The 14,460-nt window shown below is 68.4% G+C and carries 13 protein-coding genes and 1 tRNA gene; 6 read left to right on the top strand and 8 right to left on the bottom strand.

The window, feature by feature from the left end:
• Positions 1 to 132: 132 nt before the first annotated feature.
• Positions 133 to 2,742 carry an SdrD B-like domain-containing protein gene (locus ACWF7A_RS10580; protein ID WP_452250202.1) on the bottom strand — a complete coding sequence of 870 codons (2,610 nt, stop codon included), beginning with the start codon at positions 2,740 to 2,742 and terminating at the stop codon, positions 133 to 135.
• Between the two features lie 225 nt (positions 2,743 to 2,967).
• Here ACWF7A_RS10580 and ACWF7A_RS10585 point away from each other — a divergent pair, with 225 nt between their 5' ends.
• The 4 genes from ACWF7A_RS10585 to ACWF7A_RS10600 all read left to right on the top strand — a co-directional run bounded on the left by ACWF7A_RS10585 (position 2,968) and on the right by ACWF7A_RS10600 (position 6,130).
• Entirely contained in the window at positions 2,968 to 3,387 is a 420-nt protein-coding gene (locus ACWF7A_RS10585) for a helix-turn-helix transcriptional regulator (protein ID WP_452250203.1), read from the top strand.
• Positions 3,388 to 3,397: 10 nt separating this feature from the next.
• Positions 3,398 to 3,808 carry a VOC family protein gene (locus tag ACWF7A_RS10590; RefSeq protein WP_452250204.1) on the top strand — a complete coding sequence of 137 codons (411 nt, stop codon included), beginning with the start codon at positions 3,398 to 3,400 and terminating at the stop codon, positions 3,806 to 3,808.
• Positions 3,809 to 3,966: 158 nt separating this feature from the next.
• Positions 3,967 to 4,674, top strand: a complete 708-nt coding sequence (locus ACWF7A_RS10595; protein WP_452250205.1) for a methyltransferase domain-containing protein — start codon at positions 3,967 to 3,969, stop codon at positions 4,672 to 4,674.
• A 61-nt stretch (positions 4,675 to 4,735) separates the two neighbouring features.
• On the top strand, positions 4,736 to 6,130 hold the full coding sequence (locus ACWF7A_RS10600) for a M28 family peptidase (protein ID WP_452250206.1): 1,395 nt from the start codon (positions 4,736 to 4,738) through the stop codon (positions 6,128 to 6,130).
• Here ACWF7A_RS10600 and ypfJ read toward each other — a convergent pair.
• The 4 genes from ypfJ to ACWF7A_RS10620 form a co-directional block, all read right to left on the bottom strand.
• Positions 6,127 to 7,023, bottom strand: coding sequence for a KPN_02809 family neutral zinc metallopeptidase (ypfJ, locus tag ACWF7A_RS10605; protein WP_452250207.1), 897 nt, complete (start codon positions 7,021 to 7,023; stop codon positions 6,127 to 6,129). The genes ACWF7A_RS10600 and ypfJ overlap by 4 nt on opposite strands.
• 575 nt (positions 7,024 to 7,598) lie before the next feature.
• Positions 7,599 to 8,405 carry a hypothetical protein gene (locus ACWF7A_RS10610; protein ID WP_452250208.1) on the bottom strand — a complete coding sequence of 269 codons (807 nt, stop codon included), beginning with the start codon at positions 8,403 to 8,405 and terminating at the stop codon, positions 7,599 to 7,601.
• Between the two features lie 56 nt (positions 8,406 to 8,461).
• The gene (locus ACWF7A_RS10615; protein ID WP_452250209.1) at positions 8,462 to 9,022 is read right to left on the bottom strand and encodes a hypothetical protein; all 561 of its coding nucleotides are present in this window, start codon (positions 9,020 to 9,022) and stop codon (positions 8,462 to 8,464) included.
• Positions 9,023 to 9,119: 97 nt separating this feature from the next.
• On the bottom strand, positions 9,120 to 10,835 hold the full coding sequence (locus ACWF7A_RS10620; protein ID WP_452250210.1) for a bifunctional metallophosphatase/5'-nucleotidase: 1,716 nt from the start codon (positions 10,833 to 10,835) through the stop codon (positions 9,120 to 9,122).
• Between the two features lie 164 nt (positions 10,836 to 10,999).
• Here ACWF7A_RS10620 and ACWF7A_RS10625 point away from each other — a divergent pair, with 164 nt between their 5' ends.
• Positions 11,000 to 11,431: a MarR family winged helix-turn-helix transcriptional regulator gene (locus tag ACWF7A_RS10625; protein ID WP_452250653.1), complete on the top strand. Its 432-nt coding sequence runs from the start codon at positions 11,000 to 11,002 to the stop codon at positions 11,429 to 11,431.
• Positions 11,432 to 11,458: 27 nt separating this feature from the next.
• Positions 11,459 to 11,543, top strand: a tRNA-Ser gene (locus ACWF7A_RS10630).
• Between the two features lie 99 nt (positions 11,544 to 11,642).
• On the opposite strand, the gene ACWF7A_RS10635 is transcribed toward ACWF7A_RS10630, so the two are convergent.
• The 3 genes from ACWF7A_RS10635 to ACWF7A_RS10645 form a co-directional block, all read right to left on the bottom strand.
• Positions 11,643 to 12,014 (bottom strand): hypothetical protein, encoded by a 372-nt coding sequence (locus ACWF7A_RS10635; protein WP_452250211.1) that lies wholly within the window; start codon positions 12,012 to 12,014, stop codon positions 11,643 to 11,645.
• 193 nt (positions 12,015 to 12,207) lie between these two features.
• Positions 12,208 to 13,716: a M28 family metallopeptidase gene (locus tag ACWF7A_RS10640; RefSeq protein WP_452250212.1), complete on the bottom strand. Its 1,509-nt coding sequence runs from the start codon at positions 13,714 to 13,716 to the stop codon at positions 12,208 to 12,210.
• A 78-nt stretch (positions 13,717 to 13,794) separates the two neighbouring features.
• Positions 13,795 to 14,427, bottom strand: a complete 633-nt coding sequence (locus tag ACWF7A_RS10645) for a GNAT family N-acetyltransferase (RefSeq protein ID WP_452250213.1) — start codon at positions 14,425 to 14,427, stop codon at positions 13,795 to 13,797.
• Positions 14,428 to 14,460 lie beyond the last annotated feature (33 nt).

Genomic DNA, 14,460 nt, shown 5'->3' on the forward strand with positions numbered 1-14,460 from the left:
TGGTCCACAGGCGTCAGAGCCCCCGCACGCGCCTGGCAGACCTTGGCAAGCTACCTGATGAACCGGCGCCCGGAAAGGGATTTCCAACATCAACAATCCACACTGGACAGTGTCGTGCGCGACACCGCGCCCTCACGTGGTCCGGCGGCGGCCGATCACCCTCGCACCGAGACCGAAAGCCACGAGCAACATCGCGAGCGCACCGAGACCGAGCACGCTGGCTCCGGTCTTCGCCAGCGCGCCGCCGGTTCCGCCGTCGTCACCGCCGCTCTCGCCGCCGTCGCCTGCAGGCGGCGTGGGAGGCGGACCGGGAACGACGAACAGCAGGAGGAAGCCGTCCGCTCCCGCGGTGACTTCGACCATCGCAGTGACCGGGACCGCGAACTGCCACGGCCCGTCGACCTGCAGCCAGTAGGTGCCGGGCGGAACCCGTTCGAAGAGCAGGTTCCCGTCGGCGTCCGTGACGGTCTCGGCGACGATGCCGCCGTACTCGCGTTCGGTCATCAGCAGGAGCCGGGTGTTCTGGAGGGGCTCTCCGGGGTCGACCCAGTAGTTCTGGTTCCTGTCGTACAGGATCGTGCCCCGCACGGTGCCGGGTTCGCCGGGGATGCTCGCCCAGTCGTACCCGACCACGACGTCCTCGGTGTTCGCCACGACCCACGGCGCGAACGCGCAGTGCACGGCCACCCGGTTCGACCCGGCCACCTCCGCCGGCACCTTCTCGCTGAAGGTGATCGTCCTCGTCTCCCCCGGAGCGAGCGTCAGGCCCGGCTCACGAAGGTCGCCCCAGGCCTCGGTCACCGGCCAGGTGTTCTCGGCCCTCTCGCACCCCGCCTGGACGTTGCGGACCTCGTAGCCGGCTCTGTTGGACAGGGTGATCGTGATCTTGGCCTGGTCGCCGATCGCGTAGACGGACCTGTCGAGCACCACCGACGCCTTGAGTGCCTCGGTGTACGGGCGCTCGGCCCGCGCCGTGACCTGGAGCGGTGGCCCCGGTCGCACGTGGACCTGCGGCGCGTTGCTCTCGGCGTGCACGATCCACCCGTCGGCCAGCGCGTAGCCGATAACGTAGTCACCCGAAGGAACCTTCTTGAAGGAGAAGCGGCCTTCGGCGTCCGTCGTGGTCCGGAAGTAGTCGTAGGGCGCGCCGCCGTTGGCCTCCACAACGGCGTCCGCGGCGGCCTCACCGGGATCCTGCTGCCGGTTGTGGTTCCGGTCGACGTAGACGACACCGCTGACGTCACCGGTGGTCTGCAAGACCTCGGCCTCGGCGTTGACGCTCGGCACGCGGTCCGGCATGCCGAGGTACTCGACGGAGGCCCACGCGGTCAGCTTGCCGTCCTGGAAGTTGCGGATCGGGCCGGTGACGCCGAAGGTGCGGGACTCCCCCGCCGGGATCAGCGCGCCGGGGCCTTCCTCCCTTGCGTCACCCCACTGCTCGGGGGTGGTGACCACGTCGTAGATCGCGTCGATCACCCTGACCCGCTCGGCGGTCTTGCCACCGGTGTTCGTGATGGTCAGGTCCACGCGCGCCCGTTCGTGCGACTCGTAGCGCGGCTTGTCGAACCTCATCGTGGCGGTCAGGGACGCGGGCGCCGCGTGCTTCAGGAACTTGGTGCTGGCGCTGCCCTCGGCGGTGACGCGCACGAGATGTTGACTGTCGTCGGTGAAGGCCCACGACTCGAGGAGCACCGCGCGGTAGTCGCCTGCGTTCAGGCCCGTGAACTCGACCTTGCCGTCCGCACCGCTCCTGCGGTCGGCGACCGGGGCACCGGTGCGCGTGTTCAGCAGAACGACCTTCGCACCGCTGACCACCTCGTCCGCGTCGATGCGCTGGTCGGCGTTCCTGTCCTCGCCGAGGACCATCGTGTGGCCGAGGCGGCCGGACACCTTCGCCTCCGCGTGTACCCGCGGACCGTCGGTGATCCACGCGGCGTCCGGGGCGAAGTCGCAGTCGAGAGTGACGACGCCCGCCGTGAGAGCGGCCTCTGGAACCTTCTCGCCGATCGTGACCGTGCGTTGCTCACCGGCGGCCAACGTCACGCCGTGCGTGTTGAACACGTGCCACTCGGGGCCGCCGTTGCCGAGCGTGTTGCCGAGGTTCGGGCGGTTGCACGCCGCCTTGATGCCCTCGATCTCACGGTCGCTCGTGTTCGTGAGAGTGATCTTGATTTTCGCGTGGGCCGGGTGCTCGTAGCTGCCGCGATCGAGCGACGCGGTCGCCTGGAGTTGTTCCGAGTAGGGCCTGTCCGCGCGCACCGGCACCTCGGTGGTCCTGCCGGCGGTGACCACGACCTCGTCCCCCGCTGCCTGGAGGTGGTGCACGACCCAGCCGTCCTTCAGCACATAGGTCGCCCAGTAGGTGCCCGGTTCGAGGCTCTGGAAGGCGAACGTGCCGTCCGCGGCGCTCGTCGTCGTGTGCCTGGTGGTGCCGCCGAAGACGCTGACCTCGCCCTGGACGGCCTCGCCGGGGTCCTGCCGGCCGTTGCGGTTCTTGTCGCCGTAGAGAACGCCGGAAATGCTGTTCTCCTGCTCTGCCTCGGGCTTCTGGTCCGCGGCAGGAGGGGGTGGGGCCGGTTGCGCGGACGACGGCGGCGTGCTCGTCGTCATCGTTGTCGTAGCAGGAGCCGGAGGTGCGTTCGTCGAGTCCTCCTGCGCGAAGGCGGCGGCGTAGGACGTGCTGAACACCAGCGCCGCGGCTGTGGTCAGAGCACCGATTCTGAGCGTGGATCTGCCGGACAACGGATCCCCCCGAGTCCCAGTGATGATGACGTCCGCCGCTGCAGAGCCCCCGCACGCACCGCCGGACGTTCGGAAAGTACCGCAGGTCAAAGGCACTGCGGAAGGGTCGGGAGGAGGACGAAAAAGGGACAAGAACTTCTTCCGGAAAAGGGCAACCGATGGTGCTCGGAAAGCGTGAGCATCGCGGGGACTCCTCTGCGTTGGGGTCGGTGGCATGCTGGTCGCGTGACCCCGGAGGACCTGGCGCACCTGCGCCGGGCGCGTGACCTGATGGACCGCGAGTACGCCCGGCCGCTGGACGTGCCCGCGATGGCCCGTGCCGCGCTGATGTCCCCGTCGCACTTCGCCCGTCAGTTCCGCGCGGCGTACGGCGAGACGCCCTACGGCTACCTGATGACCCGGCGGATCGAGCGCGCCAAGGCGTTGCTGCGGCGGGGAACGCTGTCGGTGACGGAGGTGTGCGTCGAGGTCGGTTGCACGTCGCTCGGCTCGTTCTCCGCGCGGTTCACCGAGCTCGTCGGGGAGACGCCGTCGGCCTACCGGGGCCGTGCTCACGACGAGCTCGCGGTGGTGCCGGGATGTCATCTGATGGGTCTGACTCGACCGAGCAGGTTTCGAGAAGCGACGCGCTCGCGGCGTGCCTAGGGTTCGCCGCATGAAGCTTTCGCACACGTTCCTCTTCGTCCACGACCAGGACATCGCGCTCAAGTTCTACCGCGACGTCGTCGGACTCGAAGTGCGCACGGACGTCACCATCGAGGACGGCTACCGCTGGCTCACCGTCGGCCCGGCCGAGCAGCCCGACGTCGAGATCGGCCTGTCGCTCATCGGGCCGCCCGTGCCGCCGACCGACCACGAGGCGCTGCACGCGTTGCTGGCCAAGGGATCCCTGATGGGCATGATCTTCGAGCTCGGCGACGTCGACGCCAAGTTCGAGCAGGTCCGCGCGGCCGGGGCCGAGGTGATGCAGGAACCGATCGACCAGTTCTACGGCGTGCGCGACTGCGCGTTCCGCGACCCGTCCGGCAACATGATCCGCTTCTCCACGCGGCGGTCCCAGCCGTAAAACCGTTTCGCGCCTTCACTTCGGCGTGGTTCAGTGGTGCCTCCAAGCGTTTCTCAGAGACAAGGCAGATGCCATGGGCAGCCCCGGACACACCGGGTGCCTTCGCAGTACCCGGTGACTCTCGCGTTCTGTTTCCCGCGATCACCAGGAGCACCACCTTGACTTGGTACACCTCTTTCTTCACCGATCTCGCCAACGGTTTCTGGCGTGGAGCGGTCCAGCCCTCGCAGACCTCGGCCGAGGTCGACTTCCTCGTCGGCCTCGGTGCCGGTCCACGCGTCCTGGACGCGCCGTGCGGCAGCGGCAGGCACAGCATCGAACTGGCCCGCCGCGGTTACGAGGTCACCGGCATCGACATCTCGGACGAGGCCATCGCGCACGCCCGTTCGCTGGCGCCGGACCTCGACTGGCGGCAGGGCGACGTCGCGTCGCTGGGCTCGTTCGGCGTGAAGGCCGATCTGGCCCTGTGCCTGGGCAACAGCTTCGGCTACCTCGACCACGCGGGCTCGCAACGGTTCCTGCGCGACCTGGCCGAGGTGGCACCGGTGCTGGTCATCGACTACGGCTGCGCGGCCGAGGCGTTGCTGCCCTCGCTGCCGGGTGAGATCCGCATGTCGGCGGGCGGCGTCGAGATGGTCGCCGTCAACACCTACGACGTCACCACGGGGCGGCTGCTGATCGACTTCACGTTCTCGGACGGGGAGCGGACGCAGCGGTCGGAATGCGTGCAGCACGTGTACACGGCGGCTGAGCTGACCCGGATGCTGAACGACGCCGGGTTCTCGTCGGTCTCGTTGCACGGCGACGTCGACGGAAGCGCGTTCCGCGTGGGCAGCCATCGGTTGCTGGCGGTCGCGCGCCGCTGACAATTGTCGGGACCGGCTCGGGTGGTAGCGCTCTCACGGCCACCCGGGCCAGTCTCGACCCATGCGTGCCATCACCGCGGTAACAGCCCTGGCCTCGTCCCTGGTGCTGCTCGGCTCCACAGCGAGCGCAGCCACCGACCCCGCCCGCGATCTCGCCGCCCGGGTGAGCGCGGACGGTGCCCACCGGCACCTGATCGCGTTCCAGCGCATCGCCGACACCCACGGCGGCAACCGCGCCGCGACGACCAGCGGGTACTCGGCCAGCGTCGACTACGTGGCCGGACGGCTGCGCGACGCCGGGTTCGACGTGACCACACCGGAGTTCGAGGTCAAGCGGAAGATCGACGACGCGGGCACCGCCGTGGTGGGAGGGGCGTCGCACGCGCTCGTGCCGTTCGGCGACACCCCGAACACCCCGTCCGGCGGCCTCGTCGCGCCGTTGCGGGCGGTGCCGGAGGACGGCACGCCCGGTTGCGAGGCGAGTGACTTCGCCGGGCAGGACTTCAGGGGTGCCGTCGCGCTGATCCGGCGCGGGACCTGCACGTTCGTCTCCAAGTACGCCAACGCGGTGAACGCGGGCGCGGCGGCCGTGATCATCTCCAACAACGTCGACGGCCACCTCGACCTGCGCATCCCCGGCACGGTCCCCGGCGGCACCACCTCGAAGGCCGACGGCACCGCGCTCGCCGCGCTGGCGGGCCAGACCGTCACGCTCGACCTGCGCCACCACGACGAGGTCCACCTCGACCGCAACGTCGTCGCACAGACGCGGACCGGCCGCACCGACAACGTCGTCGTGGCCGGCGCACACCTCGACAGCGTCGAGACCGGCCCCGGCCTGAACGACAACGGCTCGGGGTCCGCGGCGCTGCTGGAGGTGGCGCTGAAGATGGGCTCCCGGCCGAAGCTGCCCAACGCCGTGCGCTTCACGTGGTGGGGCGCGGAGGAGATCGGGCTGGTCGGGTCGCGCGCCTACGCGTCGGGGCTGTCGTTCGAGCAGCAGCTGGACATCGCGCTGTACCTGAACTTCGACATGGTCGGCTCGCCCAACCCCGGTTACTTCGTCTACAACGACCCCGGTCTGCCGTACGGATCGACGCACATCGAGAAGGCGTTCAGCGACTTCTACACGTCCCGCGACCTCGGCCCCGAGGGCCTGAACGTGCGCGGTGCCAGCGACTACGGCTCGTTCACCGCGCTCGGCATCCCGGCGGGCGGCATCATCTCCGGCGGCGGCGAGGTCAAGACCGCGGCGCAGGCCGTGAAGTGGGGCGGCACGGCGGGGATGGAGATGGATCCCTGCTACCACCGCGCGTGCGACAACCTCGGCAACATCAACCGCGAAGCAATGGGCCGCAACGTCTCCGCTGCGGCCCATGTCATCGCTTCGTACGCCGTCACCACCGAGGGGGTGAACGGCGTCCCGTCCCGCGTGGAACGGGCATCGCTTCGTTAGCCCAGGTTGTTCGTGTCGAACGTGTTGCAGCGGGCGGGATCGCCCGTCTGCAACCCGGTCGAGAACCACTTCTTGCGCTGCTCCGAGCTGCCGTGGCTGAACTTGGTCGTGTCGACCCGGCCGCCGCCCAGCTCGCGCTGGATGAAGTCGTCACCGATGCGGCTCGCGGCGTCCAGGGCGGCGTCGATGTCCTCCTGGGTGATGTTCGAGATGAGGGGCTGACCGTTGGACGACGGAACGGTCGTCGCGGCCTTGCTCCAGGCGCCCGCGTAGCAGTCGGCCTGCAGCTCGAGGCGCACCGAACCCGAGGTGGGCCCGGTCTCCTGGCCCACCCGGTCGGAGGTGCCGAGCAGGTTCTGCACGTGGTGGCCGTACTCGTGGGCGAGCACGTAGGCCTCGACGAACGGGCCGCCGGTCGCGCCGAACTTGGTGCGCAGCTCGTTGAAGAAGTCCAGGTCGATGTACACCTGGGAGTCCGCGGGGCAGTAGAACGGGCCGACCGCGGAGGAGGCGTTGCCGCAGCGGGTGCTCACGCTGTTGCGGAAGAAGTTGGTCTTGGTGACCTGGTAGGTGTTGCCCGAGCGGGCGAACTGGTCGGTCCAGAAGCCCTGGATCGAGTTGATCGTGGCCAGGACCCTGCAGTCGCTGTCGCGGTTCGCGTCGGCGCCCGTCTTGCACTTGTCGAGCAGCTGGCCGGACTCGACCTGGGTGTTGTTGCCCAGGCCCTCCAGTCCGCCCGCGGGCAGCTGGATGCCGGTGAACTGCTGGAACAGGAAGTAGATGATCAGGCCGACCACGCCGAGGCCACCGCCGACGCCCGCGACCCTGCCACCCGAGCCGCGTTGGTCCGAAACCTGAGAACTGTCTAGTTCCGCGCCTTCGTTGAACTGCACCGCATCCTCCTGCCAAGGACCCCATGGGTGCCGCAAACGATAAAGCACGAAACATGCCTTGGTGCGGAGCCCGACGTCGGGGCACCGCACCAAGGCTTTTCCCATTTGGAAGTGACGACTACGGCCCACGAAGGTTGGCGTGGCGCTCAGCCGGTGACGCCATGAGACGACACCGAAGCCGAGCTCAACAGCGTCGAAGTGCACCGAGCGACGCCTGACGGCGCCTGGGCACCCGAAACCTCGTGTCCGTCGCTACACAGTCGCGCCCGGACCGGTCACGTCCGATCCGCTCGCGGGGATGCGACAGACCGCGTTTCGCCACAGCGAGGAGATACCTGCACAGCACCACCTACCCCTTCTGGGCGTGGCCTCCGGGTGGTCTAGTTCATTCACCTGCCGGTTGCCAGCTCGTTATCGACTATGCGCTTGATCAGCCCATTTCTCAACACCTCACGCCAAACCTGAATTGGTGAAGTCGGACGGGTGACCTGCGGAGATCGACAGTGCAGACAGCAATCGCCCGGCGAGAGAATCCCTCGCCGGGCGATTTGTGAAAAATGATCAGGATTTGTCGATCAGGCCTTCGTGACGCGACGCGCACCGCGGCGGGCCATCACACCGGCGGCCATCAGGCCGAGGCCCAGCAGCAGGAACTCGAGGGGCTCGGCGCCGGTGCGCGAGAGGTTCGGGATGACCGCGGAGGCGCGCTGCGAGGCCTTGTCACCGGTCTGCGGGGTGCCGGCGCCGGAGTCGTCGCCGGTGGTGCCGCCGCCGTTGTCGGCGTCCCCGTTGTCGCCACCGCCGGTGTTGCCGTTGCCCGTGTCGCCGTTGCCGGGGTTCTGGCTGCCCGGGGTCTCGTTGCCGGGGGTCTCGTTGCCGGGGTTCTCGCCGGGGTTCTCGTTGCCCGGGGTCTCGCCGGGGTTCTCGCCCGGCTGCTCCGGGTTCTCGCCGGGCTGCTCGGGGGTCTCGGTCTTGCCGCAGTCTCCGCTCGCGGTGCCGAGCACGCCCGCAGCGGTGCCGCAGACGGTCACGGGGGCCTCGACGGTGCCGTTGGCCTGCTCCGGCTTCGTCTCACCGCAGCTGCCGGCACCGCCGCCGGCGACGCCGACCGAGTTGCCACAGACCGTGACGGGCGCGGAGACGAGGGCCTTGTCGGCCTGGACGCGCTCGGCGGGCTTCTCGTCGCACGTGGCGTCGCTGTGGCCCAGCACGTTGATCGCGTTGCCGCAGACCTTGACCGGGACGCTGACGAGGTTGCCGACGCGGACCTCGTCGTCGATGTTCAGCGGCACCGGGACGGCCTGTGCCCAGCCGGCGGTCGCGACCATCAGGCCACCGGTGAGCAGAGCGGCGGACATGGTGCGGTTGAGGTTCTTGCGCATGACTGTTCTCCCTGGAAAGTGACGGATCCCCTGTGCTGCTCGTTCGCGGCACCGGATCAGTCGGGAGAGAACGTCGGCTCCTCCGCGCGCACGGCGCGCGGCACGTCCTGCTGTTCGGTGTTCGTTTCCGACGCTGTGGTGGTGGGCGGCCGCATCACGTGCGGCAGCGTGCCCACCGGCATCTGGGTGCTCGTGCTCGATCCCGCGCCGCTCTGCGGGAGCGTGCCGGGGACCGGCTGCTCGGCCTGCGGTTGCGGCTCGTGCGGTGCGGGCACTGGGTTCGTGGGCTGCGTCGGCGGCGGTGGCGGTGGCGGTGACGCCTGCTGCAGTTGGGGCGCCTCGGGCTTCGCTGCTGCCTTCGTCGCTGCCGGGGTTCGTGGCGCCTCGGGCACGGCTTCGCCGGGATCGACGCGCGGGTCCGGCTTCGGCGGGACGGGCTGCCGCGGTGGCGGCGGCGCGGTCTCGACCTGGAGGCCGACGTCGACGACGGGGAGCTCGATCTCGATCTTCAACTGGTCGATCCCGACCCGGACGTCGGCGTTCGCCTGGCCCGCGCCCAGCAGCCAGGCACCGGTCACCAGACCGGCGAGCAGGAGGAACCGACGCAACCACGACATCGGCCCTCACCCTAGATCAAATGGAGCAACGGGGCACACGAAAAGGCCGCCCCGACGACTTTTCGTCGCCGGGGCGGCCTTCAGCTGCGTCGTGCGGCTACGGCAGCTGCGTGATGCGATTCAGCGCCGGAGCGCCCAGACCGGGATTCGCCACCAGGTACGCGGAGAACGCGTCCAGGTCGATGCCACCACCGGTGATCTCGGTGCCCTTGGTGAACTCGGGGAAGGCGTCACCGCCGCCCTGCAGGAAGCTGTTGATCGTCACGCGGTAGTTCGCGTTCGGGTCGACGGGAACACCGTTGATCTTCATGTCGGAGATCTTCGAACCGAACGGCGCGGAGGCCGACCAGCTGTACGTGAAGCCGGCCGAGGGCTGCAGCACGATCGTCCTGGCCGCGGTGAACTGCTGCTCCAGCGCGTTCTTGATCTGCGTGCCGCTCAACGTGACGGTCTGCAGGATGTTGCCGAACGGCTGCACGGTGAACATCTCGCCGTAGGTGACCACGCCGCTGCCCTCACCCACAGGCGAACTGGCGAACGTGAGGTCCGCGCGCACGCCACCGGGGTTCATCAGCGCGAGGACCGCGCCGTTGCCCTTGGTGAGCTCCAGCTGCGAGTCCGCGATCAGGTTGCCGAGCGGCGACTCACCGGCGGGGTTCTGCGCCCGCAGGATGTCCGAACCGATCTCGCCGACCTTCCGGTTCGCGATCGGGGCGGACTTCGTCTTGGCCAGGTCGATGATCGCCTGGATCGTCGGGTCCGGCGTGACGGTGCGGGTGACGATCTTGTTGTCGGCCTTGGTCTCGCTGCGGATGACGTCGCGCGTCCGGCGGTCGATCTTGAGGTCGACGACGCTGAGCTCACGACCGAAGGCCAGGCCCTCGATGAACGGGCGCGGGTTGCCGGCCGGGTCCTTGACCACGCAGTTGTAGTGCTGGTGGCTGTGGCCGGAGAAGACCGCGTCGATCTTCGGGCTCACCGACGTGGCGATGACGCTGCCGGGGTTGTTGGGCGCGACGTTGCACGCGTTGGGCCCGCCACCGGTGGAGGTGACCTGGTCGCCCTGGTGCACGAGCAGCACGATCGACTTGATGCCGATGGCGTCGAGGAGGTTGGCGTACTTGTTGGCCGCCTTCACCTCGTCACCGAACTTGAGCTCCTTGATGCCGTTCGGGTCGACCAGGATCGGCACGTCCTTGAGCGGCATGCCGATGAAGCCGATCGGGATCCCGTCCCGGATCTCGACCCAGAACGGCGGCAGCGCAGGCAGCCCGTGCTTCGCGTCCGTGACGTTCGCGCCGAGGATCGGGAAGTTCGCGCCCTTGTACTTCTCGCTGAACTGGCACCCGTCCACGGGGTGGCAGCCACCGCGCTGCATGCGCAGCAGCTCCTTGTAGCCCTCGTCGAACTCGTGGTTGCCCGCCGCGGTCGCGTCCATGCCGACCTTGTTGAGCACCTCGATCGTCGGCTCGTCGTGGAAGAGCGCCGACACGATGGGGCTGGCCCCGATCAGGTCGCCCTGCCCGACGATGACGGAGTTCTTGACCTCCTTCTGGAGGTTCTTGATGTGCGTGGCGTTGAACGCGGCGCCACCAGCGTCGACGGTCGTGCCGTCCGGCTGGATGACGCGTCCGGAAGACCCGGTGGGCGGCTCGATGTTGCCGTGCAGGTCGTTGATGCCGATCAGGCGCACGTCAACCGTGCCCCGACCGCGCAGTGACTGGGCATCGGCCTGGGCAGGCCCGGTAGCGCTGATGACAGTGGCCGCGGCGGCGGTGATCGCCAGAACGGAAAGCCGTCTGAACGAACTCATGGGTAGAGCCTTTCCAAGGCGTGGTTAACGCGCGTGTACGGCCCGGGAGTCTGCCTTTTCAGGGCCGCGTTTTCCAGAGGTGCGACAGGATCGTCATGGTCAGGCTTAGTCTTGTTCTCGTGACACCAAGTGAGCAGGAGCCGCGCTGGCTCGACGAGGGCGAGATGCGCGCATGGCGCACCTACGTGAACGGTTCCTCCATGCTCATGGACCGCCTGCACCGAGAGCTTCAAGACACCCACGGAGTGTCACTGGCGGACTACGAGATCCTCGTTCGCCTGTCCGAACAACCGAACCAGCGCATGCGCATGACGCAGCTGGCAGAGGACGTCGCGTCGTCGAAGTCGCGCGTCTCACACCAGGTCGCCCGCATGGAGAAGGCCGGGCTCGTGTCGCGCCGGGAGTGCACAGAGGACGGACGCGGCGTGCTGGCCGAGCTCACGCCCGCCGGCATGACCCAGCTGGTCGCCGCCGCTCCCACACACCTCCGCGGGGTGCGTGCGCACATCGTCGACCTGCTGACTCCCGAGGAGGGTGAGGTGCTGGCCAAGGTGTTCGACCGGGTCATGACACACCTGCGGGAGTCGAACGGCTAGGCTTGCGCGGACGCCCTTCGGGGCTCGGGAAGCGTGGCAGAGCGGCCGAATGCACCCGCCTTGAAAGCGGGAGACGGGCAACCGTCCGGGGGTTCAAATCCCTCCGCTTCCGCAGTTCAGAGGGGGTGTGACTGGCCGTTCAGGCTGGTCACACCCCCTCTTGTGTAGCAACGGGCACAGCAGCGTCTCAGGCCAGCTCGTGACGAGACGTCTACTGAGCCTCCTTGAACTCCGGGGTCTTCATGAATTCGACCAGGCGCACCAAGACCCGCTCGAACTCCGCCGCCCCCATTTTGAAGTCCTCGAACTGGTCATAGAAGTCTTGAACTTCCACCCGCTCCTCGTCGAGCCGTTCCACTCGGGCGCTCGGCGTGCTGATCGAGTATTTTGGCCCTTGCTCGACGCGCATCTCACGCCACTTGAGAAGGAAGTATTCCGCGAGGGCCAGGTTGCCGATCGGGTCGAAGAGGATCTCCATCCCCTGAACCGCGTTCTCCGGCGTCCCCGAGGGCCCTGACGGGACAGCCCTCCCGGCCTCATCGACCGTGAACGACCAGTCCTCGTCACGCGCGACTTCATTCATCATGCCCTCCTGAGCAGCGACGATGACGCACCCAGTCTTTCGAGTCCGATCCGGCCGTCTCGCTGGAGGCTTCAAATCAAGCTTAAACTCTGTCGTCGCGAAGTGGCGATGAATTGACCCGGCTCGGTACAACGCCCGCAATGACAAAGCGGCGGCACCCCGAAGGGCACCGCCGCCGTCAATCAAGAACGAACTACGAAACGGCCGCGTGCGAGTGGTCGTCGTGCGAAGCCGACTTCATCAGAGCCGCAGAACGGGCCTCAGCCCGCTTCGAACGAGGCGGCACCCCGTTCACGTCCTCAGTGGACACACCGTAGGCGGCGGTCACGAACGCGATCGCGCCAGCGTTGCGTCCCAGAGCCACCCGGTCCACGTTCCCGAGGTTGTCGCACTTCGAGTGGTAGCAGGGGTCGTAGGCGACGCCCGCGGTCCCGCCCCACTTGGCGGCCTGGGCCGCGGTCTTCACGCCCTCCGCACCGGTGAACAGGCCACCGGCCGGAATGCCCTGCGCGATGAACTCGCCGTAGTCCGAACGGCCCGAGAAGTCCGTGCCCTCGGTCGGCACGCCCTTGGCGGCGAAGTAGTCGGCGAAGGCCTTCTCGATCTGCGCGGAGCCGTACGGGCCCGCGCCCGCGCCCACCGCGTCGGAGTCGTCGCCGTCGTAGATGAAGTACGCGGCGTTCGGGGAGCCGACCATGTCGAAGTTCAGGTACAGGGCGATGTCCAGCTGCTGTTCGAACGTCAGCGAGCGGACCCATTCCTCGGAGCCGATGAGGCCCCGCTCCTCTGCTCCCCACCAGGCGAAGCGGATCGCGTTGTCGATCTTCGGGCGGGAGCCCAGCTGGAGTGCGGTTTCCAGCAGGGAGGCGGAGCCGGTGCCGTTGTCGTTGATGCCCGCGCCCAGTTCGACGCTGTCGAGGTGGGCGCCTGCCATGACGACGTTGTTCTTGCGGCCGGTGCGGGTCTCGGCGATGACGTTGCGCTGGGTGCGGGTCTCGTTGTGGTAGCGCATGTCCACGGTGACGGTGGCGCCCGCCTTGCCGGCGAGGGTGGTGCCGTCGGCCTGGGAGATGCCGCCGGTCGGGATGACGCCCGGGTTGGTCAGCGTCACGTTGGACAGGGGGCCCGCGGTGTTGTTCGAGACGAGCACGGCGATGGCGCCTGCCGCTGCCGCGTTGAGGTGCTTCTGCTCGAACGTGCAGCCGCCTCGGCGGATCAGGGCGACGCTGCCGGTGTAGCTCTGGCCGGCGAAGTCCGTTGCCTCGCAGCCCGTGGTGGCGTCTTCGGGGACTACGCGCAGCGGGCCGGTCACACCGCCCACCGGGGTCTGGGGCGAGGCGGTCATGACGATCGCCTGGTAGTTCACGCCGTCGACGCGGGCGGTCTCCGCGTCGGTGATCGGGACTTCGAAGCTGAAGTTCGGCGTCGTGACGATGAAGCCCTCGTCGCGGAGCTTGCCCGCGACGTACTCGACGCTCGCGTCGTAGCCGGGGGTGAGGGCCGCGCGGTTGCCGCCGTTGCGGTCGGCGATGCGCTGGAACGCGATCAGGTGCCGGTTGACACCCTCTACGGTCACCTTCTTCGCGAGCTTCTTGGCGAGTGCGGGGCCCGCCGGTTCTGCGGCGGCGGACGCCGTTGCGGTAGGGGCAGCGACTAGTGCCGAGATGGCAAGCACAGCCGCCAGCTTGGATCTGCCGGACATGAACGTTCCCCTTCGTTCGAGATGGCTGCACCCTCACAAAAAGGAGACGCGGGACACAATCCGTCGGTCGGCGGGAGTTCAGCTGGTGATCAGGTGAACACACTCCGCTAGCCCCTCGACCGCGACTTTCCACTCCGGGCGGACGAAATTCGCCTCGTCCAAACGCAATCGCACGTGCTCAAGGCGTTCTCCGCGCGGTGCGAGGCCCACTGTGCCGTCGTGCACGTAGCCGAGCTTGGCGCTGACGCGGTTCGACGCGTGGTTGCCCTGCCAAGCCGCCGAACGAGCGATGCGCGCGCCCAGGTGGTCGAACGCGAACTGCAGAACGGCCACACGCATCTCCGTGCCGAATCCCACGCCCTGGAAACCCTTGCCGAGCCACGAGCCGGTGCCCACCTCGCGCAGCGCCGCGAAGTCGCGCGCGCCGACGTCCTGCACGCCGATCGCCCTGCCCTCGTGCCGGACGATGAACGTGATCACCCAGTCCTTCGCCGTGAGCCGGGCGCGCATCCCCCAGAAGTGCTGGAGCATCCCCAGCCCGCCGTCGTCGGCGACGGTGTCGGTCCACGGCACGTTGAACGGCATCTCGGCCGGGTCGTGCACACCGGCGAGCGCGACGTCGACGAGCTCGAACAGCCCTGCGTCGTCGTCCGGGCGCAGCTCCAGGCGCGGGGTGCGGAGAACGAGGTGTCGCAGCGGCCAGGCGTCCATGATCCGATGGTGCCGGACCTGTCGAACGGTATT

It is taken from the genome of Lentzea sp. NPDC055074 (genome assembly GCF_053608005.1).

Coding starts and splice junctions, on each gene's coding strand:
- ACWF7A_RS10590 (WP_452250204.1), top strand. CDS start 3,398: ATGAAGCTTTCGCACACGTTCCTCTTCGTCCACGACCAGGACATCGCG.
- ACWF7A_RS10600 (WP_452250206.1), top strand. CDS start 4,736: ATGCGTGCCATCACCGCGGTAACAGCCCTGGCCTCGTCCCTGGTGCTG.
- ACWF7A_RS10610 (WP_452250208.1), bottom strand. CDS start 8,405: ATGCGCAAGAACCTCAACCGCACCATGTCCGCCGCTCTGCTCACCGGT.
- ACWF7A_RS10615 (WP_452250209.1), bottom strand. CDS start 9,022: ATGTCGTGGTTGCGTCGGTTCCTCCTGCTCGCCGGTCTGGTGACCGGT.
- ACWF7A_RS10620 (WP_452250210.1), bottom strand. CDS start 10,835: ATGAGTTCGTTCAGACGGCTTTCCGTTCTGGCGATCACCGCCGCCGCG.
- ACWF7A_RS10625 (WP_452250653.1), top strand. CDS start 11,000: ATGCGCGCATGGCGCACCTACGTGAACGGTTCCTCCATGCTCATGGAC.
- ACWF7A_RS10635 (WP_452250211.1), bottom strand. CDS start 12,014: ATGAATGAAGTCGCGCGTGACGAGGACTGGTCGTTCACGGTCGATGAG.
- ACWF7A_RS10640 (WP_452250212.1), bottom strand. CDS start 13,716: ATGTCCGGCAGATCCAAGCTGGCGGCTGTGCTTGCCATCTCGGCACTA.
- ACWF7A_RS10645 (WP_452250213.1), bottom strand. CDS start 14,427: ATGGACGCCTGGCCGCTGCGACACCTCGTTCTCCGCACCCCGCGCCTG.